General features: G+C 71.8%; 14 protein-coding genes and 1 pseudogene. All 15 read left to right on the top strand.

What is annotated here, in order from left to right:
• Positions 1 to 122 (top strand): YidB family protein (locus tag ASG63_RS26535; protein ID WP_244479930.1); only part of this gene is annotated, 122 nt, incomplete at its 5' end.
• Positions 123 to 926: 804 nt separating this feature from the next.
• A complete protein-coding gene (locus ASG63_RS15170; RefSeq protein ID WP_056217965.1) occupies positions 927 to 1343 on the top strand; it encodes a hypothetical protein in 417 nt (138 codons plus the stop codon).
• Between the two features lie 223 nt (positions 1344 to 1566).
• Positions 1567 to 2184, top strand: coding sequence for a hypothetical protein (locus tag ASG63_RS15175; RefSeq protein WP_056217969.1), 618 nt, complete (start codon positions 1567 to 1569; stop codon positions 2182 to 2184).
• Between the two features lie 689 nt (positions 2185 to 2873).
• Positions 2874 to 3710, top strand: coding sequence for an alpha/beta fold hydrolase (locus ASG63_RS15185; RefSeq protein WP_056217977.1), 837 nt, complete (start codon positions 2874 to 2876; stop codon positions 3708 to 3710).
• 373 nt (positions 3711 to 4083) lie between these two features.
• Entirely contained in the window at positions 4084 to 5742 is a 1659-nt protein-coding gene (locus ASG63_RS15190; protein ID WP_056217980.1) for an FAD-dependent oxidoreductase, read from the top strand.
• A gap of 173 nt (positions 5743 to 5915) precedes the next feature.
• Positions 5916 to 8441, top strand: a complete 2526-nt coding sequence (locus ASG63_RS15195; RefSeq protein ID WP_056217984.1) for a response regulator — start codon at positions 5916 to 5918, stop codon at positions 8439 to 8441.
• 724 nt (positions 8442 to 9165) lie between these two features.
• On the top strand, positions 9166 to 9909 hold the full coding sequence (gene bcsS / locus ASG63_RS15200) for a cellulose biosynthesis protein BcsS (protein ID WP_082487015.1): 744 nt from the start codon (positions 9166 to 9168) through the stop codon (positions 9907 to 9909).
• Between the two features lie 297 nt (positions 9910 to 10206).
• Positions 10207 to 12627 (top strand): UDP-forming cellulose synthase catalytic subunit, encoded by a 2421-nt coding sequence (gene bcsA, locus ASG63_RS15205; protein WP_056217988.1) that lies wholly within the window; start codon positions 10207 to 10209, stop codon positions 12625 to 12627.
• 11 nt (positions 12628 to 12638) lie between these two features.
• A complete protein-coding gene (locus ASG63_RS15210; protein ID WP_082559335.1) occupies positions 12639 to 15173 on the top strand; it encodes a cellulose biosynthesis cyclic di-GMP-binding regulatory protein BcsB in 2535 nt (844 codons plus the stop codon).
• Between the two features lie 182 nt (positions 15174 to 15355).
• Positions 15356 to 16444, top strand: coding sequence for a glycosyl hydrolase family 8 (locus ASG63_RS15215; RefSeq protein ID WP_407067269.1), 1089 nt, complete (start codon positions 15356 to 15358; stop codon positions 16442 to 16444).
• Positions 16429 to 18426, top strand: a complete 1998-nt coding sequence (locus ASG63_RS15220) for a hypothetical protein (protein WP_056217996.1) — start codon at positions 16429 to 16431, stop codon at positions 18424 to 18426. Before ASG63_RS15215 ends, ASG63_RS15220 begins: the two co-directional genes overlap by 16 nt.
• Positions 18423 to 19418 (top strand): cellulose biosynthesis protein BcsN, encoded by a 996-nt coding sequence (gene bcsN / locus ASG63_RS15225; protein WP_056217999.1) that lies wholly within the window; start codon positions 18423 to 18425, stop codon positions 19416 to 19418. The genes ASG63_RS15220 and bcsN overlap by 4 nt, the downstream gene beginning before the upstream one ends.
• A 324-nt stretch (positions 19419 to 19742) precedes the next feature.
• The gene (locus ASG63_RS26540; RefSeq protein WP_244479928.1) at positions 19743 to 23027 is read left to right on the top strand and encodes a DUF4011 domain-containing protein; all 3285 of its coding nucleotides are present in this window, start codon (positions 19743 to 19745) and stop codon (positions 23025 to 23027) included.
• A gap of 78 nt (positions 23028 to 23105) precedes the next feature.
• Entirely contained in the window at positions 23106 to 25685 is a 2580-nt protein-coding gene (locus ASG63_RS26545) for a DUF3320 domain-containing protein (protein ID WP_244479929.1), read from the top strand.
• A gap of 835 nt (positions 25686 to 26520) precedes the next feature.
• Positions 26521 to 26730: pseudogene (locus ASG63_RS15235) on the top strand (hypothetical protein); the annotation flags it as partial.

The raw sequence follows: 26730 nt of genomic DNA on the forward strand, positions 1-26730 counted from the left end.
CCCAGCAGACCGGCCTGACCCAGCAGACCGGCCTGAGCCGCGGCGCGCTCCTCTCCCGGCTCTCGCGCGAGCTGCCCTCGGCCATCGACCGCTACGCCGCCGACGGCCGTCGCCCGGCCTGACCCGGCTCGAGATCCCGTTGCACGCGGCCGGTCCTTCCGAGCCCCGGCCACGGGCGACGGGCCCACGCCCCTCGACCTTTGGGTGACGGCGCGCGGCATGCCCCGCACGCCCGAACGCGTTTTCAGATGGAGCCTTCGAAACCATGTCCAAGTTCATGAAGGCGGTGACTTATCTCGCCGCGGCCGCAGCCCTGGTCACGCTGATCTTCGTCGTATTCCAATCCACGAGCATGCTGGCGGGCTCCTGAGACCTGTTCCTCGCTCTGTGGGGACAGCGCTCCGAGAGACCCGAGAGCCCCTCGGTCCGGACCGGCGCAAGCGTCGGATCCGCGAGGCGTTCCCGGTCGGACGGCGCGCCGGACCTCGCCCGATCATCGCAGATCACGCCAGGGCATTCACACCATGGCGTGCCGCCTGACGCGCGGGTGAAGGAACGGTCCTGTCCTGATCCGGGTCTCGGCTTCCAAGTCGGAACCCGGAACTCTCATGCGCATCTTGGCATGTGCTGCTTCGCTTCTCAGGACGAATCTCAGACTTCAGGCTGCGCCGATCAAAGGATCGCGATCCCCGCACAGCCTTGTTCGGCCAGTGCAGAACAGAGGTACGCTTTATGTGGTCGGCCAGAGCTAGACCCGGGGCGGTCCTTCCGCGGTTTCCCACGGCTTTGGACCCGCTATAGGCTACGATACCTATCTGGGTGGGAACGGCTACTGCCCCTGTGACGTGTTGAACCATGGTCGGCATTGGAACGCGCCAAGCTCGGGGCTGTTATGAGCCTACATTCCACACGATAGGAGAGATCGCATGCGCAAGCTCGCACTGGCATCGACGGCCCTGCTCGGACTCGGCCTGCTGGCATCGGCCCCTGCCGAGGCCCGCGGCTGGGGCTACGGTGGCGGCTACGGCCACGGCGGCTACGGTTACGGCCACGGGGGCTACGGCTATCGCGGCGTCGGCTTCCGGGGCGGCTACGGCGGGTACCGGGGCTACGGCGGCGGCTACGGTCGCGGCTACGGCTACCGTCGCGGCATCGGCCCCGGCGCAGCCATCGGCCTCGGCATCGCGGGCCTCGCGGCCGGCGCCATCGTGGCGAACAGCTACGGCGGCTACGGTTACGGCTATGGCCGTCCGGTCGGTTACTACGGCGGCGGTTACGGCTACGCACCCGCCTACGGCTACGGCGGTGGCTACGGCTACCCGGCCTATGGTTACGGCTACTGATCCGAATTGGTCGCGCCGGACGTTCGCCGGTGAGATAACAGACTGACAGATCGATGCGTCCGGATTTGTCTCCGGGCGCATCGGAATTCGCGTTCGTAGAAGCTGCAATGCTGTACAAAACGTTCTTTGTTTTGACTTGAAGCAAATATTGACGGGTAAATACGTTTTTAATGAACTTGTACTTTACATTGACGTTGGTGGGAGCATTTCATTGAGGAATCCCATGCAACGTTTCAAGATGATCGGCGGTGCCGCCGCATTCTCCCTCCTCGGCTTCGTCAGCACGGCGGCCTTTGCTCAGGAGGGAGGTCCCTGCAGCGACGACATCGCCAAGCTCAAGCGTGAACTCGGCACTCAGGTGGGCATGGGCGCCCCCGTGTCCCAGCCGGACACCGGACAGCAGAAGGGCCCCAGCGCCGCGTCGGCCGATCAGACCGCCGGCACCACGGGAAGCACCGCCAAGCCTGGAACCGCGGAGACGGATCGGACGCAGCAGGGCGGCGCCTCCCGCGAGAGCGGCGGCTCCCCGGGCACGGTAGGGGGTGTCGCCGGACCGGTCGCCGCGGCGGCCGGGAAGGGTCCGGCGAATTCGGTGGCGAACGGCCAGATCGCCACGTCGCCGGCCGATGTCCGCGCGCAATCCGAGAACAAGCCGACCGCCGCGGCCGAGGCATCGAAGGGCGGCGAGGCGTCTGCCTCCGCCAGCCTCTCATCCGAGGACAAGGTTTCGCAGGCCAAGACCGCGTTGCAGCGCGCGACCGATCTCAATGCCAAGGGCGATACCTCCTGCCGCGACGCGGTCCAGCAGGCTCGGGCGCTGATGCCGCAGCAGGGTCGCTGAGGGTCGGAACCGAACGAGACCCGGCGCCCGCACCGGTGTCTCCCCGTTCAAGCGTTCCCCGATGGCGCGTTCCGGTCCCCGGTTCGCGCCATCGCCGCGTGGACGATCCTCCTGCCCAAGACGTCCTGCGCAAGACGTCCTGCCCAAGACGTCCTGCCCAAGACGTCCTGCCCAAGACGTCCTGCCCAAGACCGGAGCCACCGATCGAACGAGCCGGAGCGGAGCCGCACGCGGTCCGCCGGTACGGCGCGCCGTCCGGGTCCCGGCGCCATGACGCATTCGTCCAAATCGCGCCGCAAATCGTCAAGCCCGGTCGACCACCGGGCGCCATAGCTCATGGCATCCCCGACGCGGTCGCTGGTCCTTCGGCGCGCCCTCGGGTCACGATGATCGAGAGCCGCGACCGATGCTGCTACCCGCAACGCCTCTGCCCGGCACCGGCCCGGCGGCCGACTCCACCGGGCGCCGGATCGGCGTCTTCACGCTGTCGACCCGCGTAGCCCCCGGCCGTCGTTGCGAGGCCGGCCGCGCCGATGGTCCCGGTCTCATGGACACGCGGCTGATCCTCACCCCTTCGGGAAGCCGCTGAGGCGGCCGGCCCGCGACCACGCGACAGGATTCCCGACGCGCGTGGAGCCAGACCGCCATTCACCGCGACGATCTTTCTCTCTGAGACCGGGGCCATCGCCATGACCTACGTCACCACCCAGGACGGCGTCGAAATCTTCTTCAAGGATTGGGGTCCCGAGGACGCCCAGCCGATCATGTTCCATCACGGCTGGCCCCTCTCCTCCGACGACTGGGACGCCCAGATGCTGTACTTCCTGCATCAGGGCTACCGGGTCGTGGCCCACGACCGGCGCGGCCACGGCCGCTCGGCGCAGGTCGACCGCGGCCACGACATGGATCACTACGCCGCCGACGCCTTCGCGGTGGTCGAGGCGCTCGACCTGCGCAACGCCGTCCATATCGGCCATTCCACCGGGGGCGGCGAGGTCGCCCGCTACGTCGCGCGGCACGGCGAACCGGCCGGGCGCGTCGCCAAGGCGGTGCTGGTCTCGGCGGTGCCGCCCCTGATGCTGAGGACCGACGCCAACCCCGAGGGCCTGCCGCGCGACGTCTTCGACGGCTTCCGGGCTGCGACCGCCGGGAACCGCGCGCAGTTCTTCCTCGATGTCGCGGGCGGCCCCTTCTACGGTTTCAACCGCGACGGCGCGACGGTGCTTCCCGGGGTGGTTCGGAACTGGTGGCGACAGGGCATGATGGGCAGCGCGAAGGCCCATTACGACGGGATCAAGGCCTTCTCGGAGACCGATCAGACCGAGGATCTCAAGGCCATCGGCGTCCCCACATTGGTGCTGCACGGCGAGGACGACCAGATCGTGCCGATCGCCGACGCGGCGCTGAAGTCGATCAAGCTCCTCCGGAATGGGACGATCAAGACCTATCCGGGCTACGCGCACGGCATGCTCACGGTGCATGCGGAGGTCCTGAACGCCGACCTCCTCGCATTCGTGAAGGGCTGACCCCCGAACGTCCTCTCCGAGAGCCGCCGCCCTGTGCGCCACGCGGTCCACGACCGCGCCACGGCGGGGGAGGGCGGGGCGGAAGCGGTTCCCCCCACCGGGATCGGAGGCTGCCCCGGGACGCCTGCCCGCCCGCCTCCGTCCCGCCGGGGCGCGGCCCGTGGTTCGGCGGTCTTCGGGGCGGCGGTCTTCGGGGCGCGCCGCGGGACCCCTTCGCTTCACGCGACCAGCATCGTCGTGCATCAGTCCCGGCTCGAGGCACAGGCGCCCAGAGGGTTCGTCCAAGACAGCGCCCGATCCGATGCCTTCGGGGCGGATTGCCCCCTGCCGCTTCGGCCGTGTCGGCCCGTACGGCGTGATGGAGTGCTCCGACATGAGCGACACGGCCCTGACGACGGGGATCGACGGCGACGAGCGCGCCGCACAGACCTTCCCGCGCCTCGACGACGAGATGGCGCAGCGCGTCGCCGGTTACGGACGAGAGGAAACCCTGCCGGCGGGCACGGTGATCTTCGCGCGCGGTCAGCGGCGGGTGGATTTCTTTCTCGTCCGGTCCGGACGGATCGAGATGTTCGAGACCGACCACGCCGGCCAGACGACCGTGTTCACCGTGCATACCGAGGGCCAGTTCACGGGTGAGCTCGACCTCTTCAACGATCGCGAGATCCTCGTCTCGGGCCGCACGGTGAGCGACGCGCGGGTGGTGCGGATCGACCGCGCGGCCTTCCGCCGGCTGGTCACCGCAGAGCCCGATATCGGCGAGATCATCATGCGGGCCTTCATCCTGCGCCGGGTCGGGCTGATCCGACACGGGCGCGGCGGCGTCGTCCTGATCGGCCTCGGCCACCAGCGCGAGACCCTGCGCCTGGAGCGATTCCTCGTTCGCAACGCCTATCCGCACCGCATCCTCGACGTCGCCCTCGACGGGGCGGCGCGCGAAGCGCTCGACGGCTTCGGCCTGACGGAGGCCGACCTGCCGGTGGTCCTCGCGCCGGGCACGGCGGTCCTGCGCAACCCGAGCAACGCCGTGCTGGCCGATATCCTCGGGCTGACGGAGACGATCGATCCGGACCGCGTCTACGACGTCGCGGTGATCGGCGCCGGGCCGGCGGGCCTCGCCGCAGCGGTCTACGCCGCCTCCGAAGGGCTCGACACCATCGTGGTCGAGGGCTTGGCGCCGGGCGGTCAGGCGGGCACGTCCTCGAAGATCGAGAACTATCTGGGCTTTCCGACCGGCATCTCGGGTCAGGCCCTGGCCGGCCGGGCACAGGTCCAGGCCCAGAAGTTCGGGGCGCGGCTCGCGATCTCCCGCATGGCGGCCGGTCTCGACTGCCACGGGCCGGCCTTCCGGGTGCTCCTGGAGGATGGCACGGCCATTCCCGCCCGCGCGGTCATCGCCGCCACCGGCGCCCGCTACCGGCGGCTCGACCTGCCGCGCTACGCGCATTTCGAGGGGCAGGGCATCCACTACGCGGCCACCGCCATGGAGGCGCAGCTCTGCACCGGCGCGGAGGTGATCGTGGTCGGCGGCGGGAATTCGGCCGGGCAGGCGGCGATGTTCCTGTCCCGCACCGTGGCCCGTGTCCATCTCCTGGTGCGGGCCGAGGGACTCGCCGCGACCATGTCCGACTACCTCGTCCGCCGGATCGCCGCGTCCGCGCGGATCACGCTGCACACGCGGACCGAGATCAGCGCGTTCCACGGCGACGACACGCTGACGGCGGTGACCTGGACCGACCGGTCGCGCGATTTGAGCGTGACCCGGGCCGTCGGGAACGTCTTCCTGATGATCGGGGCCGTGCCGAACACCGGATGGCTCGCCGACTGCCTCACCCTCGACCCGAAGGGCTTCGTGCCGACGGGGTTGCGACCCGACGGGACGCCCGCCGCGTCGCCCTACGCCACCACCGTGCCGGGCCTCTACGCCGTCGGGGACGTGCGCGCGGGCTCGGTCAAGCGGGTGGCCTCCGGGGTGGGCGAAGGCTCGGTGGTCGTGCAGGCGGTTCACGGCTTCCTGCAGCCGGAGCCCTGATCGGTCCGGCCGCCGGCCGATTGGCCCGACAAGTATCGCCGGCCGAACATTTGATCAGTGCGGGGCGCCAACTGAATTTAAGGGAAAATTAACCATCCTATCCCCACAGGTTGTGGGGCCCGTCCGTCTGGTGTCGCGTATCGGGAAGTGAAGGCAGCGGAGCGATCAGCGGCATGTTGGGATTGGATCGCGTTTCTCTCAAGTCCGTGGCCGCCTTCCAGGCCGGCACGGTCGTGGTGCTCAGCGCCGTCATGGTCTGGAGCAGCCTCGCGCTGACTAGCCCGCCGCGCGGCGCCGGGCCGGATGCCGCTCAGGTCCGTCGCACCTCCGCGGCGTTCGCCGGCGCCCTCGACCGCAGCCTCTTCGAGGTGTCGCAGGACCTGCGCACCGCGGCCGTGGCCCTTCGCCAGACCGGCACCGGCCTGATGGATGCCGATCCTCAGGCCGTGCTGCGTGCCTGGGCCGACCTGCGCCCGGCCTATGCCGACATCCTCCTGGTCAGTGCCAACGGACGCGTCCGGGCCGCCGGCCACGAGGAGATGATCGGCCGCGACGTCTCGGGACAGCCCTGGTTCGCCGGGGCACGGAATGCCTCCACGGCCCTCGTCACGGCCTCCGCGACGCCCCGGGATCCCGTCCCCTTCGAGGTCGCGATCCCGGTCGCCGGATCGGGCGCCCGCAACGCCGAGTACCTCGTCGCCCGCCTCGCCGACACCTGGCTCGCCGATCTCCGCAGCGGAATCCTTCGCGCGCAGCCCGCCCCGGATTCCCCCCTCGCCCTCACGGTCCTGGCTCCCGACGGCCGGGCGCTCGTGAGCGGCGCCGCGCGGCCGAGCGCCGACGGGGGCGCCCGCACCGTCGAGCACGCCACCCCGAGCGCCGGCTACGGCGACCTCGGCCCCTCGGGCTGGCTCGCGGTCGCCCGCACGACGGAATCCCGCGGCGCCGGTCTCGGCCTGCCGGATCCGCGCCTCTGTGCGCTCTGGCTCGCCGCCGCCCTGCTCGCGGCGGGCCTGGCCTACGCCCTCACCGGGCGCCTGACGCGGCGCCTGGCCCGGATCACGGAGGCGGACGGCGAGGCGATCGTGCCATCGCGGATCGCCGAGTTCCGGGCGAGCGCCGAGCACCTGACGGCCCGCGAGCGCAGCCGTGCCCGCGCCCTCCAGGAGGCCCGCACCGCCCTGGCGAGGGTGCGCGAGCGCCTGCGCACCTTCGAGGCGATGTCGGGCTGGACCTACTGGGAGATCGACACCGACGCCGGCAACGTCACCTGGGTGGATTCCACCACCCCGGGCGTCGCGGCCACCACCGACCGGGCCGTCGCGCTGACCGACCTGACGGACGGCATCAAGCCGCAGGATCGCGACCTGATGCGGTTCACCATGCAGGCCGCCCTGGACGGGGAGGGCCCGCACGACGTGGTTCTGCGCCGCGCCGACACGACGGACAGCCAGGAGACGCGTCGCCTCCTCGTCCGCTTCATCCGCGGCAGCGCGGAGGTCTCCGCCCCCGGCGCGGCCCGCCTTCACGCCCTGAGCCGCGAGATTCCCGCCGGCCTGGCCGGCGGGGAGACGGGCGCGCAGGACGGCACGGCCCCCTCCGACGGCAGGGCACAGGCCACCGAACGGCGCGGCGAGGGCATGCTGCGCCAGGTCATCGACGGCGTGGTCGACGACTTCAACAACCTGCTCACCGTGATCAGCGGCAATCTCGGCACGCTCAAGCGCCGGTATGGCCTCAACCCGGATCAGGTGCGCCTGGTCGAGGCCGCCCTCGCGGGCGCGCAGCGCGGCTCCAGCCTGACCCGCCGCCTGGTCCGGTTCGTGCGCCGCGACGACGCCACCCTCCAGGAGACGGAGATCGGGACCGCCCTGACGGCCTTCGTGCCGTTCCTCAGCGCCAACGTCCTGAACCAGGCTCCGATCAAGCTCCGGGTCCGCTCCGGGCTCGCGCGCGCCCAGTGCAGCGAGTCCGTGCTGGAGGCCGTGCTGCTGAACCTCGCCTTCCACGTGCGCGATCTCGGCTCCGAGGGCTTCGCGATCGGCGCCGACGAGCGGGTGCTGTCCGAGGAGGATGGGATAGCCCTGCGCCCGGGTCGCTACGTGCGCCTGGTCCTGGCCAGCGGAACGCCGGCGCGGCTCCCCGCCCCGGCGAAGCCGGCCGGAGAAGAGCGCTCCACGGCCGCCGTGGCGAGCCTGCTCAGCGGCATCGGCGGCGGCTTCCGCCTCGTGGCCGACGGACGCGGCGACTCCGCCTTCCTGGCCGAGATCTGGATCCCCGCCAGCGAGGCCCCGGCCGAGGCCGGCCATGAGGAGACGGCCACGGTCCAGCCGCGCCTGCGCGTCCTCCTCGTCGACAGCGACACCCTGGTCCGCGAGAGCTTCGCCGAGGCGCTCACCGATCTCGGTCACCGCGTCACCCAGGCCGGCTCCGCCGAACATGCGCTGACGCTCCTCGATGCGCCGGAGGGCTTCGACGTCATGATCGCCGACCAGCGCATGCCGGTGATGAGCGGCCTGCAGCTCGCCGCCACGGTGGTCCAGCACCATCCCGGGATCCGCATCGTCCTCGCCGGCCCCCAGGGCCACCTGCCGGAAAGCGCCCGGGCCTTCCTGCAGATTGAGAAGCCGTTCCGCTACGGCGATCTCGCCGCCGTGATGCGCCGGGCGGCCCGCGACCCGGCCGCCAAGGCAGCCTGAAGGCAGCCTGAAGGCCGCCTGAAGGCCGCCACCCACGTCGTCGGCCGACCCCGGGACCGCCCGCACGGAATGCCCCCCCGTGGCCGGCCCGCTCCCCGCCCCAGGGGGCAGGGGGCGCGACGCCGGGGGGGACCCGGACGTCGCCGCGCTCGCCCTGCGAACCGAAGCCCCTCGGTCCCACAGGCTCCTCGGGCCGCGCGCAGCGGCTCCCGACGCGATGGCGGCGCCGAGAGCGGCCGCGAGGGGACAATCCACAGGGCCATCCTCAGAAAAATTCGGGCCCGCATCGGCAGCCCTCGCAGCGCACGAGACCGCCGTTCCAAGGATCGGCAACTCCGTCTCGGCGGCGCTCCGGAGACGGAAACCCGCGACAGACCCGCCCGACCACGCGCATCGGTTGCATAATCTTGAAAAATTCGCAGCCTCGACTTGCCCGAATGTTGTCGGAACAGCCTCAAACCGACGGAGATCACCCGACGCTTCTTTGTGCGCCTGCTCATTACATGACCATTGTGATCAGAAATTCTTCAACAATACATCGTCGCCAAGAACAACATATGTTGCCCGAAAGCACATCCTCGGCATTGGTGACTTGCGAGATCCAGCTTTCGCGGTCGCGTTAAGATTCAATTAACCCCGAAGGTCGATGAATTACCGCAAGCGGACGCCGTCGATCTCCATCCATCGCGCGCGAATGCCTCAACGGAACGGATCATCCGCCTCGATGTCGCGCCTCGCCTTCCTCGCCTTGCCCCTGGTCCTGGGCCCCTCGCACGCCGCCGTCGCCGCGGACTGGTACACCGGTGCGGAGCCGGTGATCCTGGACGAGAACTGGACGGTGGCCGTCGACGCCTCGGTCGCGGTCACCTCCAACAGTTCCGCCTTCGGCTCGGCGACGGGCACGATCGCCACGGAGGGCACGCTCCTCGAGAGCGGCCCCCGCCTGCGCGTCGAGGGCGTCGCCGGCACCTACAGCTATCCCGGGCAGAAGGTGGGCCAGCGGGTGACGGGCTACCAGCAGGAGGGGGCCCTGTCGGGCGGCTACGAGTGGATCTGGCGCGATGCGGCCCTGGCCGGCTTCGTCGGCTTCAACGTGCGCAGCAACCAGCTGTCGATCCTCGATCCGGGCAATCCGGTCGTCGGAACCGGCGTGGGCGCCAAGTTCGCGGCCAACTTCTATGCGCGGCCGACCGAGAACACGATGGTCTCGGCCTACGGCTCGTACTCGACCCAGTTCAACGCCTACTACTCGCGCTTCCGCGTCGGGTACATGGTCGCCGACGGGGTCTATATCGGCCCCGAAGCCATGTTCCTCGGCGACAACTTCTTCAATCAGTACCGCATCGGCGGACACCTGACGGGATTTTCCTTCGGCCCGATCAAGATGGCCGTCGGAGTCGGCTACGTGAAAGACCGCATCCAGGGCAGCGGATACTACTCGACCGTCGAAGCGAGAACCGCTTTTTAGACCAGTGTTCAGGCTTTGTTAGGTTCGATTGCGTGCGCGTGACCGCCAGTCACGTTTTTTCATATGTTCCATCTTACAACAGTTGAGCGCGCTCAATCCCGGACATGCACAAGTCCTGCGACGTGTGGCCGGAATTCTGTTGGCAGGCAAATCGCTCAGGTGTTTCACAGGTATTGCGCCGTCCCGTTCCCGCACAGGTTGCGACCCTGAAGGCCCGCTGGGCCCAGGTCGGTCCCGGAGGAACGCGGGCGAGGCGGATTGCGGAAGGGCAGGCTCGTGGCAAGTGCATTACGTTGGATGGCCTGGATCGCGTCGGCCGCTGCCGTCCTCGTCCTGCTGAGCCAGCCCGTCAGCACGCAGGACCAGCTGATCATGAGCCTCTGCGCCATGGCGGCGATGGTGGTGCTGTGGGTGTTCTTCGACAACCAGCCGGCGCGCTTCGTCTTCCTCGCCCTGGGAAGCCTCGTCGTGCTGCGCTACATGTTCTGGCGCGTGACGAACACGCTGCCCTCCGTCGGCGACCCGGTCAGCTTCGGGTTCGGACTCCTGCTCCTCCTGGGCGAGCTCTACTGCGTCTTCATCCTGTTCGTCAGCCTGACCATCAACGCCGACCCGCTCCGGCGCGCGCCCCCGCCGATGGCCGCCGCCGATGATCCGGAGGCCCTCGACGCGCTGCCCACCGTCGACATCTTCGTGCCGAGCTACAACGAGGATGCGGGCATCCTCTCGGTCACCCTCGCGGCGGCCCGCCTCATCGACTATCCCGCCCACAAGCTGACGGTCTGGCTGCTCGACGATGGCGGCACCGACCAGAAATGCGCCGATCCCGATCCCGCGAAGGCGCAGGCCGCGATGCGGCGGCGCATGGAGCTCCAGGCCCTGGCCGCCTCCCTCGGCGTCGAGTACCGCACCCGCGCCCGCAACCAGCACGCCAAGGCGGGCAACCTCAACAACGGGCTCAAGCACTCGCAGGGCGAGATCATCGTGGTGCTCGACGCCGACCACGTCCCGTTCCGCTCCTTCCTGCGCGACACGATCGGGTACTTCGCCCAGGACCCGCGCCTGTTCCTGGTGCAGACGCCGCACGCCTTCCTGAATCCCGACCCGATCGAGCGCAACCTGCGCACCTTCGAGCGCATGCCCTCCGAGAACGAGATGTTCTACGCGGTGACGCAGCGCGGTCTCGACAAGTGGAACGGCTCGTTCTTCTGCGGCTCGGCCGCGCTCCTGCGCCGGCGCGCCCTCGACGAGGCGGGCGGCTTCTCGGGCGTCACCATCACGGAGGATTGCGAGACCGCCTTCGAGCTGCATGCGCGCGGCTGGAACAGCATCTACGTCGACAAGCCCCTGATCGCCGGCCTGCAGCCGGAGACCCTGGAGGCCTTCATCGGCCAGCGCTCGCGCTGGTGCCAGGGCATGTTCCAGATCCTTCTGCTGAAGAACCCGCTCTTCAAGCGCGGTCTGCACGGGATCCAGAAGGTCGCCTACCTGTCGAGCATGACGTTCTGGTTCTTCCCCGTGCCGCGGCTGATCTTCATGTTCTCGCCGCTGCTGCACATCTTCTTCGACCTGAAGATCTTCGTCGCCAGCGTGGATGAATCCATCGCCTATACGGCGACCTACGTCGTCATCAACCTGATGATGCAGAACTACGTCTACGGGAAGTTCCGCTGGCCCTTCGTCTCCGAGCTGTACGAGTACGTCCAGGGCCTGTTCCTGTTCCGCGCCATCGCCTCGGTCATCGTCTCGCCCCGGCGCCCGACCTTCAACGTCACCGCCAAGGGCACGACCCTGGAGCAGGACCACCTCTCCGCCCTGGCCTGGCCGTTCTTCGCCGTCTACGGCCTGCTGCTGCTCGGCTGCGCCACGGCCCTCTACCGCTACCTGTTCGAGCCCGGCGTCACCAACCTGATGCTCGTGGTCGGCCTGTGGAACTTCTTCAACCTGCTCATGGCCGGCGCCGCCCTTGGCGTCGTGGCCGAGCGCCGGGTCACGGAGGCGAGCCCGTCCCTGGCGATCAACCGGCAGGGCCGGATGATGCTGGCCGGCCGCGCCCTCGACGTCGCGGTGGACCGCGCCTCGGCCGTCGGCTGCACCGTCCGGTTCGGGGCCGACGTCCTGCCGTTCGGCACCGGCAGCACCTACCGCACCGGCCAGCTCTCGGTGCAGCCCCTCGACGGCGCCCCCGCCGGCGGCGTGCTGCCGTTCGAGGTCGGGACGATCGCCCATGCGGGCGACGACGTGGTGGTGACCCTGCGCTTCCAGCCCCTCGACGCGCAGGGCTATGCCGGCCTCGCGAACCTGATGTACGGCGATGCGGGCGCGCTGCTGCGCTTCCAGCAGAGCCGGCGCCGGCACAAGAACATCGTCTCGGGCACCCTCCAGCTGATCTGGTGGGGCCTCGTCGAGCCGTTCCGCGCCTTCAGCTACCTGTTCAAGCCGCGCCCGCAGGCGGCGCCCGCCCCCACCACCGACACGGCCCTTCCGCGCACCCCGCAGCGGGCGCCGCTCCTGCCCGGCGGAAGCCCCGGCGGGGCGGAGGCCGCCCGGCCGCGCCCGGCCGAGAATCCCCTGCCGGCCCGGCCGAGCTTCGCACGCAGCAACGACGGCGAGCCGGGCACCGACTGGGTCCGCCTGATGCTGGAATTCGAGAACGATCGCCTGCTCGGCGGGGCGGCGGGCGGCGGGCGCGGCGCCGACCTGCACGCCCGGTCGTGAGGGAGGCTCGCATGCGTGTCACGACGATCACCCGCGGGCTTCTCGCGCTGGCCCTGGTGGGCGGGGCCACGGAGGCCCGGCCCCAGAGCTTCATCGGCGCGGGCCCCGCCGAGCGCTTCTCGGTCCCCCCCGCGGGCGACGCCCTGCGCCGCGCGGGCGAGCCCGGGCGCGGCCCGGCGGCCACCGTCGCCCCGGCGCCGGCTCCGGCGGTCCGGGAGGGCACCCTGGCGACCATCGGGCCCGCCCGGCGCCTGCCGGCCACCACCGGCGGGTTCCGCCTGGAGGGCGAGGAGGACGTCCTGCGCTTCCCCGTCTACGTCACGGAAGCGCAGAGCCGCGGGCGTCCCCGCCTGCGGGTGTCCTACCTCTCCGCCATCTCGGTGGCGCCCGAGACGTCGGAGCTCGTCGCCAGCGTCAACGGCGTCGTGGTCGGCCGAACCCGCATCCAGGCGCCCGGCGCCGTCAAGGTGGTGGAGTTCGAGCTGCCCGAGGGCAGCCTGAAGCTCGGCTACAACGCCATCGATCTCTCGGCGAGCCAGCGCCACCGGGTCGATTGCTCCCTCAACGCGACCTACGAACTCTGGACGCAGATCGATCCCTCGCGCTCCGGCCTCGTGGTGGCCCCCGTGGCGGCCGCCGGGATCGAGCTGAAGGATCTCGCCGCGCTGGAACCCGACGACGGCGGTGCGCTGTCGGTCCGCGTCGTGATCAACGACAAGCCGAGCCTGCCCCGCCTGGAGCGGATGTTCCACGCCATCGAGGCGATCGGCCTCGTCGGGCGCATCGCCCGCCCGGTGGTGGAGTTCGGCTCGGTGATGACCGGCCGCGCCGGGATCAACCTCATCGTCGGCACCGCGGCGGAACTGCGCGGCACGCCGGACCTCGAGGCCGTCGGCCCGATCACCGGACCCAAGCTCGCGATGCTGCCGCCGCGGGAGGACCGGGCCCCCGCCCTCGTCGTCAGCGGCACCAGCTACGACGAGATCGAGTCGGCGATCGCGACCCTGGCCCGCGGCACCGAGCCCTACGGCACGCCGCGCGGCCTGAAGGCCGCGGCTCTGCTGCGGGGTGCCCCCCTGGAGAGCGGCGACCGGATCGCGCTGCAAGCCCTCGGCGTGGCGACCCGGGAATTCTCCGGACGCCTCCTGACCACCCGCTTCGACGTCCAGCTGCCGCCGGACTTCCTGCCCGCCGATTACGGCAAGATGCTCCTGAACCTCTCGGGCGCCTACGCGTCCGGCCTCTCCTCGGAGGCGCGGATCCTCGTCGACCTCAACGGCCGCAACGCCGCCAGCGTGCCCCTGCCGCAGACGCGGGGCGAGGTCTTCGAGAACAACACCATCCCGCTGCCCCTGGGCCTGTGGCGGCCGGGCCTGAACCGGGTCGAGATCTCCGCGCAGGTGCCGACGCCCGGCGATGCCACCTGCGCGGCGAGCACGGCGGACGCGAAGCGCGAGCGTTTCCTGTTCCTCGACCGGACCACCGTCAGCGTTCCGAACCTGGCCCGTGCCGCCCGGATCCCGGATCTCGCCGCCACCACCAGCGGCGGCGCCCCCTTCCTGGAGGATGGCAAGCGGCCGCGCCTCGTGCTGCCCGTTCTCGATCGCGACACGGTGGCGGCGGGCGCCATGATCGCCGCGCGGCTGGCGAGTGCGGCCGGGCGGGTGATCGATTTCGAGCTGGCCACCGAGGCGCAGAGCGGGACGGGACCGACCCTGATGGTCGCGCCCGTCCGCGCCGTGGCGCCCGCGACCCTGACCGGGCTCGGCCTCGATCCGGAGCAGATCCGGCGGATCTGGGAGGCCCGCGCCGAGACGGCCCGTCCGGCGGGCCAGTCCGGCTCGGTGCCGGCGCCGACCCTCGATCGCCTGCGCCGCAACGTGCCGGCACGCTGCAGCCTGCCGGATCTCAGCTTCCGCGTCGCCGGCCCGGCGACGCCCCGCGGCGCCGGACCGGACGCCGCCGCCGGAGACCGTGCGGGCCGGGTCCCCGCCAGCGACGGCGACCTCGTGACGAAGTGGGACGAGACCCTGCGCGCCCGCCATCCCCTGATCGAGGCCGCCGACGGCCTCGTCACGAGGGCCTCGACCACGGTGCGGGGCCTGCTCGGCGAGACGCGGACCTGGATCGACGCGGAGGCCTCGGAGCGGGCCTCCGCCGTGCCGCCCCGCGCCTCGCTGATCCTGGCCCAGGCCCTGTCCAGCGGCGGGATCGGCGTCGATGACACCACCACCCTGATCACGGCGCCGAACCCGCTCCTGCTCAAGGCCTCCGTAGCCTGCCTCATCGATCCCGGGGTCTGGTCGCGGATCGGCGGGCGCTTCGCCTTCCTGGACGCCGCCGACGGCCGCCTGGACACGGTCGAGCCCGACACCGTCCGCATCGTGGAGACCCGGCCGCCCTCGGTCTGGAACCTCCGGCTCGTGCTGGCGGGCTGGCTCTCGATGAACCCCGCCGTCTACGCGACGCTGGCCCTGGTCCTGGCGCTCTGCCTCGGGCTGACCACCGCGCTCATGGTCCGCAACGTCGGCCGGAGGAATGCATGAGACGCCCGCTCCGGACCGTCCGCGGCGCGGCCCTCGCGGCCGCCCTGACCACGGGCCTCGCGACCGGCTTCGCCGCCGGGCCGGAGGCCCGGGCCCAGGGCGGGCCGGAGGCCCGGGTCGATGGCCGACCCGCGCTGATGCCCGCCGGCTCGCTCCGCGATCCCCAGCCCCGTGATCCCGCCATGCCGGACCAGCCGCGCTCCGTTCCCCCCGCCATCGCCCTGCCGGCCGCGCCGCAGGTCAAGGACGAGTCCGCCCGTGCGGCCCAGCCACTCGTCGGAAGCCTGAAGGACCAGGACGGCTGGCGCCTCTACCGGTCCCGCTTCGTCACCGAGGCCGGGCGGGTGGTCGACACCGCCAATGGCGGGATCAGCCACAGCGAGGGGCAGGGCTACGGCATGCTGCTCGCCGTGGCGGCCAACGACAGGCCCACCTTCGAGCGGCTCTGGGGCTGGACCCGCGCCAACCTGATGGTGCGTCCGGATTCCCTCCTGGCCTGGCGCTGGGAGCCGGCCAAGCGCCCGGCGGTGGCGGACATGAACGACGCCACCGACGGCGACATCCTGGTCGCTTGGGCGCTGACGGAGGCCGCCGAGGCCTGGGACGATGCCGGCTACCGCGTGGCGGCCCGGCGGATCGCCGTCGAGGTCGGCCGCCGGACCATCCTGTTCAAGGACCGGAACGGGGCGCTGCTGCTGCCGGCGGTCACGGGCTTCTCGGCTGGGGAACGCGCCGACGGTCCCCTGATCAACCTGTCCTACTGGGTCTTCCCGGCCTTCGCGCGCCTGCCCCTGGTGGCTCCGGAATACGACTGGGACGCCCTGACCCGCAGCGGCTTGCGGCTCCTGCGCCGCGCCCGCTTCGGCAGCGCCAACCTGCCCACCGAATGGATCTCCCTGAAGGGGGACCAGCCCCGTCCCGCGGACGGCTTCCCGCCGCTCTTCTCCTACAACGCGATCCGGATTCCCCTCTACATGGCCTGGGCCGACGTGGGACGGCAGGAGGATTACGCCCCCTTCGTCGCCCTCTGGTCCGGGCCGGACCGCGAGCGCCTGCCCATCGTGGACACCAGCGACGGGCGCACGGTCGAGTGGCTCGGCGAGAGCGGCTACGCGGCCCTCTCCAGCCTGCTGCTCTGTACCGTGAAGGGAACGCCGCTCCCCGAGGGCTTCGGCCAGGTGCAAGGCACCGAGAACTACTATCCGACCACGCTGCATCTCCTGGCCATGGTGGCCGCGCAGATGAGGGGACCCTCATGCTTGAAGCGTTAGCGCGCCGGCGGCGCCGTGGCCCCGCGCCCCTCGGCCTCCCGATGGGCCTCGCCCTCGCGGCGCTCACCCTCCCGGCGCTCACCCTCCCGACCCTGGCCCAGGGCCCCGGCGGCGAGGATGCCAGCCGCGCGCCCGCCATCGTCGTCGACCCGACGGGATCGGCGGCCAACGGCATGGTCGACGAGAGCGCCCTGCGCTACTACGCGGCGCAGAAGCAGACCGCCCGGATGAAGGCGGAGGCCGCGCGGCTGAAGCAGCTCTACCCGGGCTGGACGGAGCCCACCGACCTCGACACCCTGCAGCCGAGCCCCCCCGAAGAGGCCCCCCTCTGGGATCTCTTCACCGCGGGCCGCTTCGACGACCTCTACGCGGCCATCGCGGCGCGGCGCACGCTGGACGGGACCTGGCAGCCCTCGGACGAGCTGGCGCGCAAGCTGCGCCGCGCCGGGTTCCGCAGCCGCCTCAAGGGGCTCGCCGGCGCCAGGCGCAACCTCGACGTCGTCGCCCTCTACCGCGCCGATCCCAGCGCCCTCGACCCCAGCGACGTCGAGAGCCTCTGGATCGTCGCCGACGCGCTGGCGGCCGAGGAGGCCACGCTACAGGCCTACAACCTCTACAAGTCCGTCTTGGATACCAGCAGCGACACGGGCGCCCGCCTGGCCACCATCCAGAAGGCGATGTCGAACCTGCCGATGGCCGCGGCCGAGCAGCTCATCGCCCTCGGCCGGACGGATTCCGACGGCAATTCCGAGTTCCGGCGCATCGCCATCGACATCACGCGCGCGCGGATCGTCGCCTTCCTGCACGACGAGGCCGCGCACGAGCCCACCACCACGGATATCGCCGTGTTCCAGGCCCAGGCCCGCAAGACCGGCGACCCGCGGGAGACCGGTCTCCTCGGCTGGTACGCCTACAAGCGCCAGCAGTTCCGCGAGGCGCTGGACTGGTTCAAGCTCGCGATCAGCCGCGGCGGCGACGCGATGATCGCCCACGGGCTCGCCCATTCGCTGCGCGCGGTCGGCATGACGCGCGAGGCCGAGGAGGTGGCCTATGCCTGGCGCGACAAGTACGTCGGCAACAGCATCCTCTTCATCGAGCTCCTGGAGCGGAAGCTCACCCAGGCCAATCCCGTCTTCATCGACCTGGACCGGATCAACCGCTACGCAAAGGTGACCCTGGCCTCGAGCTCCGGGGAAGGCGCGCAGGCGCTGGGCTGGTACGCCTACAATTCCTGCCAGTTCGACGCCGCCCTGGAGTGGTTCCAGCACGGCATCGCCTGGCTGCCGAGCGAGTCGACGGTGCTCGGCTACGCCCTGGCGCTGCAGCGCCTGAAGCGCACGCGCGAGTACCTCGAGATCGTCAACCGCTACGACGGGCTGTTCCCGAAGGTGGTGGACCTGCTGTTCCGCGAGGGGCCGGAGGGTCCGCCACTCGCCTGCAGCGTCGCGGCGGCGCCCCCGGCCGGCGCACGCCAGCCCGCGGCGCCCGCCGCGACGGCCGTGCTCGCGAACACCGCCCGCGCCCCCGCCGCCTACGGCCGCGTGCCGAAGCCCGACATCTCGGCCAACGGCGCGGTGCGTCCCCTGCCGGTCCTGCGCAGCGAATTCCCGCTCTCCGTCGCCGCCGAGAACCCGTTCCGCTACCTGCCGGCCGCCCTGGCCCGGCAGGTGCCCGAGCGGAGTGCCGGCGGCGTCCTGGCCGAACCCGCGACGGGTGCGCCACCCCTGGTCGCCCGCCGGGTGCCGGGCGCCGGGACGATGCCCTACGAGCGCTACGGCTTCGCCCTGCTGCCGGGCTACAACGGCATGACCCAGGCCTCCACCCTGACCGATCCGCCCGCCGGCACCCAGTGGCAGGACCAGCAGGCCGCCGGCGCCAACGGCCAGACCCGCTCGAGCCGGGAATCCGACCGCTTCGGCATCCCGGGATCGCAACGCGCCACCTTCATCGAGGCCGGCCCCACCGCCGGACAGCAGCCATGAGTCGGATACGGCATTCCGCAACCGCGGCGGCGCTGGCGGCGCTGGTGGTCCTGCCCTCGCCCCCCGCCGCCGCCCGGCCCGGCCGCGCGGCCCTCGAGCTGCCGGGCGCCGGCCCCGTGTCGGACGTGGCGCAGAATTCGTTCCGCGACGGCTTTTCCCAGCGGATCACCTTCCGGGACGATCCGCGCGGGCTCGCCGAGGTGAGCGTGCGCAGCGGGGAGGGGGGCTCCGGTCCCGCCCTCGCCATGGCCAAGCCGAGCCGTACCGGGATCGCGGCCGAGTTGCGGGCGCGCTTTCCCGGCGAGACCATGCGGGTGGTGACCCAGGCGCACCGCAACGCCCACGGACCGGTCGGCCTCGCCCTGGGCATCGACTGCCTCTACGCCTGGCAATGGATCGACCTCGGCGGCGATGCGGCGCGGAGGCGGCCGTCCTCCCTGTTCGGCAGCGATCCTGGCGCGCCGGCCGCCTCGGTGCGGATCAAGCTCTGCCGCACGGTGACGGCGACCCTCGCCGACCTGACCCGCGCGGTGGAATCGATGCGGCTCTCGGCGAATCCCGCCGATGCGCCCCGCCTTCAGCCGGAGACGCTCGCCCGCCGGCCTGCGCCAGCGCGCCGGCGCGAGGCGGTCACCCGGTCGACGGGGACGCCCCGCGAGACCGCGCCGGGATCGGCGACCGCGCTCCGTCCGCCCGGCCCGATGGAACGGCCCGGCTCGGAGAAGCGCCCGGAGGCCTTGACGCGCCGCATGGCCTCCGAGCAGTCCGGCGAGACGCAGCGCTACCTCGTGCCGGGGCCCAGTGCGGCGGCGCCCGCGGTGCCGGTTCCGGTCCCCCCGGGCGAAGGTCAGGCCCCGCGCTACATCACGGACGCCGCGCCGGCGGAGGGCGCCGCCGCGATCATGGTCCCCAGACCGGCGCCGAACCGGGCCGAGGTCGAGGATCTCATGGCCCGCGAACTCCCGGCACGGGCCCTTCGGCCGCCGCCCTGAGGCGGATCCCGGATCGGCCCACCGCCGCGATTTCTACCCGGGCTACACGGGAGCGTCGGAGCGTCCGCCGGGGAGGGGAGCCGCGCCCGAGCCTGTGCGATTCCTCCCCTCCGTCGGGTCCCGCCCGGCGGCGACGGCCCATGCGATCTGTGATTTTCGCGATCCTGCGCACCTGCAACCTTGAATACCCATGCCCGGCGCGCGAAGAAGCGGTCAGCAGGGGTGGTGGGTTACGGATATGGCCCGGGTCGACGCGTGCGGTATTCCTTCGGGCCCGGTGGGCCCCGCCTCGAACCGTGGGCCTGCCGGCCGCGGGATCGCCGCATGAGCCGCGCGGCGGATGCGCCCGGCGCCGAGGCAGCGGTGCCGTCCGGTCTTCGCCCCGCATCCGGTCTTCGCCTCACCTGCACCGTCACGGACCACGTCAGCCTCGCCTATTCGGCGAGCGCGATTCCGGTCATCCGGGAGATCGCGATCGCCAACGCCACGGAGGCCGATCTCGTCGACCTCCGGCTGCGCATCGAGAGCCGGCCACCGGTGGCGGGCCCACTGACGCTGCGCATCGACCGCGTGGCCGCGGGTTCGAATTATCGGGTCGAGACCCCGTCCCTGCCCCTCGATGCCGGCCTCCTCGCCCCCTGCACCGAGGTCGGCCGCCTCGCCCTGACGGTGATCCTGGAGGATGCGGAGGGCGAGCGGGGGCGGACGGTCGCCGAGATGCGCCTGCTGCCGCCGGCGCACTGGGGTGGCGCCCGGAGCGCGCCCCACCTCCTCGCCGCCTTCGTCCGACCCGACGATCCGGCCGTCGACGCCGTCCTGCGCGCGGCCGCCAGGAAGCTCGGCGTGGCGGGCCGCGCGACCACGCTGGATGGCTACGGGCGCGGCGGCAAGGTCCGGGCCTGGGACCTCGCCGGGGCGATCTGGGCCGCCCTGGCCGACCATCGCCTCGCCTCCGTCCTCCCCCCGGCGCGCTTCGAGCAGGCCGGACAGACGGTGCGCGGTCCGGGCGAGGTGATCGAGGACCGGGTCGGGACCTGCCTCGACCTCTCCCTGCTCTACGCCGCCTGCCTGGAGCAGGCCGGCCTGAACCCGGTGCTGGTACTGACCGTCGGCCACGCCTTCGTCGGCGTGTGGCTCCAGGACGAGGGCTTCGCGAGCGCGACGATCGACGACCGGCAGCACCTGCGCAAGCGGCGCGATCTGCAGGACCTGATCCTCGTCGACACGACGCTGCTGACGCAGGATCCACCGACGACCTTCCGGGCCGCGGTCGATCACGGCGCCGGGCTGGTGGAGGACGGCGCTCCGGCGGCCCTCGACATCGCCATCGACATCCGCGGCTGCCGCCGGCGCGGCATCCGCCCCATGGATCTCGGCGGCCGGGGCAGGGAGGCGGCCCCCGGTTCGGTCGAACCGCTGGACCAGCCCCTCTCGGAAGCCCCCGCCTTCGACGAGGCGGAGCGCCCGCGCCTCGACGCGGCGCCCGAGACGCCGGTCGGTCGCCTGGAGCGCTGGAAACGGAAGCTCCTGGACCTGTCGCTGCGCAACAAGCTCCTGAACTTCAAGCCCGGCAAGGGCGCCATCGCCCTCGCGGGCATCGATCCCGGCGCCCTGGAAGACGGCCTGGCGGCCGGGCACGCGTTCCGGCTGACGCCGGTCTCCGACGGGCCGGCCGGGTCCGAAGGCGCCCTGGCCCGGAACGAGATCCCCACCACCGCGACGGAGGCCGATCTCGACGGTCGCCTGCTCGATCTCTATCGCCTCGCCCGCAGCGGGTTCGAGGAGGGCGGGGCCAACATCCTGTTCCTGGCCATCGGGTTCCTGTCCTGGACCCGCAAGGCGGACGAGGCCGCCCACCGGGCGCCGCTGCTGCTGGTCCCGGTCACCCTCCGGCGTGCCAGCGTCCGCGCCGGCTTCCGCCTGGCGCTGCACGACGACGAGGCCCGCATCAACCCGACCCTGCTCGAGATGCTGCGCCAGGACTTCCGGCTGCGGATGCCAGATCTGGAGGGCGACCTGCCCCGCGACGCATCCGGCATCGACGTGGACGCGATCGTCCGGAGCGTCCGCGGCCACACGCGCGACCTGCGCGGCTGGGAGGTGGTGCCCGACATGGTGCTGGCGACCTTCTCCTTCACCAAGCACCTGATGTGGAAGGATCTCGTCGACCAAGGCGACTGCCTCACGCGCAACCCGGTGGTGCGCCACCTCATCGAGACGCCCAAGCACGCCTACGGCGACGGGACGCCCTTCCCCGATCCGTCGCAACTCGATCGGGACCATCCGCCCGAGACGGTCTTCGCACCTCTCTCGGCGGATTCCTCGCAGCTCTCCGCCGTCCTGGCGGCCGCCGGCGGCAAGGACTTCGTCCTGTTCGGGCCGCCCGGCACCGGGAAGAGCCAGACCATCGCCAACATGATCGCCCAGTGCCTGGCGCAGGGACGCACGGTGCTGTTCGTCTCGCAGAAGACGGCCGCCCTCGAGGTGGTGCAGCGGCGCCTGCAGGAGGTCGGGCTCGGCGATTCCTGCCTGGAGGTGCATGCCACCAAGGCCCAGAAATCGGCGGTGCTCGGGCAGTTGCGCCGGGCGTGGCACGCGCGCGCCGCGCCTGCGCAGACAGAATGGCCGGGCGCCACGCGCGCCCTCGCGAGCCTGCGCGCCGAGCTGAACGGCCTCGTGCAGGCCCTGCATCGGCGGCGGGAGAACGGGCTCACGGCCTACGAGGCCTTCGGACGCGTGATCGCGGCGGGCCCTGACGCGGAGAGCCTCGTCCTCGCCTGGCCCGACCACCGGGCCCACGAACCGGACACCCTCGCGGCCCTGCGGGCGGCCTGCCGGGACTTGCGCCCCGTCCTGGCCTCGGTGGGTCCCCTGGCCGACCATCCGCTGCAAGGTATCGTCGCCACCGAATGGTCGCCGGTCTGGCGCGACGGCCTGGGCGCGGGGATCGCCGCCGTCATCGAGTCCCTGACGGCCCTGCGCGCGAGCGGACAGGCCTTCGCCGCGGCGATCGGGCTCCCGGCCCTGCCGGCGACCGAGGCGGGGATCCGCGGCCTCCTGGATCTCGGCAGCGCGCTGATCCGTCCCGAGGCCGCCTGCGGAGGCGCCTTCCTGGCGGATGCCGCCGGCGACCTGCGCCGGGCGGTGGCCGCGCGCGACCGCTTCCAGGCGACCCGGGCCGCACTCCGCGGCCGGCTCACCGGCGCGTACCGGCCCGGCCTCCTCGACCAGGACCTGCCCGGGCTCCTCGCCGAGTGGGTCGCGGCGCGCGGCGCGAACTTCCTCGTCCGGGGCGGGCGCCTGAGGAAGGTCCTGCTGCAGGTTCAGCCCTATGCGGAGGGCGCATTGCCGGAGGATCTCGGGCCGGACCTCGCCGGCCTGATCGAACTCGCCCGGCACGGGCAGGCCGGCCGGCCCGAGGAGGCGGCCCTCGCCCGGCTGGGCCCGCCCTGGAGCGACCCGGAGGGGCCCGCCGCCGACTTCGCGCCGGCCATCGCCTGGGCCGAGACGGTAGCGCGGCTCCTGCCCCGCCTCGGGCCGTCGAGTCTCGGCCCCGAGCGCCTGCGCGACCACGTCGTCCGGCTCGTCACCCATCCGTCCCAGGGCTAGGAGGCGGGTGGCTCGCGTGCGGAGGCCTACGCCGCCTTCGCGCAGGATCACGCCCGGACGCGCGACGCGACGACGGCGTTGGCCCGCCGAGCCGGGCGGGGCGATTCCGAGACGCCGCCGGCCGCGGAGGCGGACTGGATCGGCGCCGGCCTCGCCCGCGCCCGGCGCTGGGCCGCCGGGCTCGGACGCGCCCAGGGCTGGTGTGCCTGGCAGGGCGCGGCCCAGGCGGCGCGCGGCCTCGGCCTCGGCCCCTTGATCGAAGCCCTGGAGGCGGGCCGGATCAACCCCGACGCCGCCGAGGCGGCGTTCGAGATCGCCTATGCCCGCTGGTGGATCGACCGCGTCGTCGGCGACGACCCGGTCCTGCGGGGCTTCTTGCCGGAGCGCCACGAGGACGCGATCGCCCGGTTCCGCGCCGCGGATGCCCGGGTCGGCGACCTCGCCCGGCAGGTCGTCCGCGACCGCCTTGGGAGCGGTATCCCGGGTCCGACGGCCTTCGGGAACGACCCCGAATGGGGCACGCTCTCGCACGAGCTGACCAAGAAGCGGGCACAGATGCCCCTGCGCAAGCTGTTCGGCACGATGCCGAACGCCCTCGCGCGGCTCACCCCCTGCGTGATGATGAGCCCGCTGTCGATCGCCCAGTACCTGCCCCCCGATGGGACGCCGTTCGACATCGTCATCTTCGACGAGGCCTCGCAGATCGCCCCCTGGGACGCCATCGGGGCGATGGCGCGAGGCCGGCAGGTCGTCGTCGTCGGCGATCCCGAGCAGCTTCCGCCGACCAGCGTCGGCGACCGCGCCGGCGACGACACCGAGGACGGTGGCGACATCGCGGACCAGGAATCGATCCTCGATGCGTGCCTCGCGGCCAACCTCCCGCGGCGGGCCCTCGACTGGCATTACCGCAGCCGCCACGAGAGCCTGATCGCCTTCTCGAACGCCCGTTACTACGGCGGCCGCCTCATCACGTTTCCCTCGCCGGTGACCCAGGACCGGGCGGTGCGCCTGACCTTCGTGCCGGACGGCGTCTACGAGCGTGGAGCCGGCCGCGTGAACCGGCCCGAGGCCCGCGCCGTCGTCGCCGACATCGTGCGCCGCCTGCGCGATCCGGATTTCGCGCGGGCGCGGCGCTCCCTCGGCATCGTCACCTTCAACGGCGAGCAGCAGCGGCTGATCGAGAACCTGCTCGACGCGCAACGGCGATCCGATCCGGAGCTGGAGCCGTACTTCGATCGCGACCGCTGGCACGAGCCCGTCTTCGTGAAGAACCTCGAGACCGTGCAGGGCGACGAGCGCGACGTCATCCTGTTCTCGGTCGCGGTCGGCCCCGACCCGGGCGGCCGAACGGTGAGCACGGTGTCCTCCCTCAACAAGGAGGGCGGCCATCGCCGCCTGAACGTCGCCATCACGCGGGCCAGGCAGGAGCTCGTGGTCTTCGCCTCGATCCGGCCCGAGCAGATCGACCTCGGCCGCACCCGGACCCGCGGGGTGCGCGACTTCAAGCACTTCCTCGAATTCGCCGACCGCGGGGCGCGGGCGCTCGCCGAGGCCTTCGCGCCCACTGGCGGAGAGGTCGAGTCGCCGTTCGAGGCCGCCGTCATGGCGGCGCTGCGGGCCAAGGGCTGGACCGTGCACGCGCAGATCGGCGTCTCGGGCTTCCGGATCGATCTCGGCATCGTCCACCCCGACGCGCCGGGGCGCTACCTCGCCGGCATCGAGTGCGACGGCGCCACCTATCATCGGTCCGCGACGGCCCGCGACCGCGACCGTCTGCGCGAGCATGTGCTGACCGATCTCGGCTGGCGCATCCGGCGGGTCTGGAGCACCGCCTGGTGGAGCGACGCAGCCGGCGCACTCGCGCAGCTCGACCGGCGCCTGCGGGAGGACCTGGAGGCCGACCGCCTCGATGCCGTCGAAGCCACGGCGGAGAGCGATCCGATCGCGGCACCCGTGCCCGACGCCCCGATCCTGACGGACTCTGCGGATTACACGACCGCTGCGGCGACGACGCGTGCTCCGAGCCCGACTCCCGTTCCGGAGGCGGACGACGCGATGCCGGCCCACCGGCTCGACGCCGGGCTTCCCCCCACGCCTGGACCGCCGCCGATTCCCACGGTGGCGCGCGATCCGACGTACCGTCTCGCGGACCCGGCCGATCTCGGCCTCGCCCTGGAGCCCACGCGCTTCCATGACGCCGCCTACCGCCCGATCCTGGCGGCCCTGGTGGCGCACGTGCTCACTGTGGAGGGGCCGATCTACGAAGACGTGCTGCTCCGGCGCGTGGCCCGCGCCCACGGCCTGCAGCGGGTGGGCCCCCTCATCCGCGAGACGATCCTCGAACAGGTCCCCGCCTCGGTGGCCCGCATCGACGATGACGGTCGCGCCGTCCTGTGGCCACCCCACGACGAACCGCGGGCGCGGCATCCCTACCGGGTGGCGCCCGCCGGCCTGCGCAGCCATGCGGACACGCCAATGCCGGAACTCGTCGGTCTCGCCGAATCGGTGGCGCCGGGCACGTCCGAGGTCGAGCGCGCGCGACTGATGGCCCAGGCGGTCGGTCTGTCGCGAGTGGAGGCGGCGACACGGGTCCGGTTCGCGCGCGCATGCGAACGCGCCGCGGCGGGCGCGCGCCGTGACAAGCCGTCCGGAACCTGACGGGGCTGCCGCCGCGAACGCCATCGGCCCGGCCTGGCCCGCGCCGTTCACGACGATCGCGGGTCAGGTCCCTGCGACGGGAGCTCGGGGCCTCGGGCGTGCGCATCCTGCCGAATCGGCGGGCGCGGAGGCGGCCGAACGGGGGGCGTCAGCCGGAGCGTGGCCCGACGACCGGAGGAATCACCCCGGACCCTGCGCCAGGATCAGGACATCGCGCCCGCACACGCTCGAAACGCGACTCCATCAATGTTCGATTTCCGTCCACCTGTCCCGGCGACAGATTGTGGGCGTGGATCAAACCTCTTGCCGCTCCGATGTCCCGTGGATTATGTCGCATCGCAACAAAAGGACCCTGCCGCGATCCGAAAGCATGCTCCTTTCTTCTATGAAGCAACAGCCGTATTGAGCCTGACCCGCGATCCTATATTTAGCCAACTTCGCTTTATGGCCCCGAGACAACCGTTAATTGTCGCGCGAACAGCAATGCCGAAGGGTGAGCAACGCCGGTCGCCGCGGAGAAAACGTCGATTGTCCGGCTCGCGAATAATTGGCTTGGTTTCTGCTTCATTAGGAGAGATAGACGTGCACCGGATCGAAATGGGACGGATTTGTCCCGTTTCGCTTCAGCGCCACGGGCTGATGGGAATCGATGTCTGCTTATTCTGAGGGCACTGTCACGATGGACACCACTTCTGCTCGGAAGGGCCTTCCCGTCGGCACCACCACGACCGCGCTGACCCCATCCCACCGCCTGTTTCGCTTCAATGGCCTGTTTCGCTTCAGCGCCACGGGCTGATGGGAATCGATGTCTGCTTATTCTGAGGGCACTGTCACGATGGACACCACTTCTGCTCGGAAGGGCCTTCCCGTCGGCACCACCACGACCGCGCTGACCCCATCCCGTCCCGGCCTTGCCCACCCCGGCCTTGCCCGTCCCAGCCTGGCGGCCCTCCGCCCCGCCCTGGACCAGACCCTGGCCGCCCTGGCCCTGTTCCTGGTCGCCCCGCTCCTGGTCCTGGTCGCCCTCCTGGTGCGCCTCGACAGT

The sequence above is a fragment of the Methylobacterium sp. Leaf94 genome, assembly GCF_001426045.1.
Lineage (GTDB): Bacteria > Pseudomonadota > Alphaproteobacteria > Rhizobiales > Beijerinckiaceae > Methylobacterium.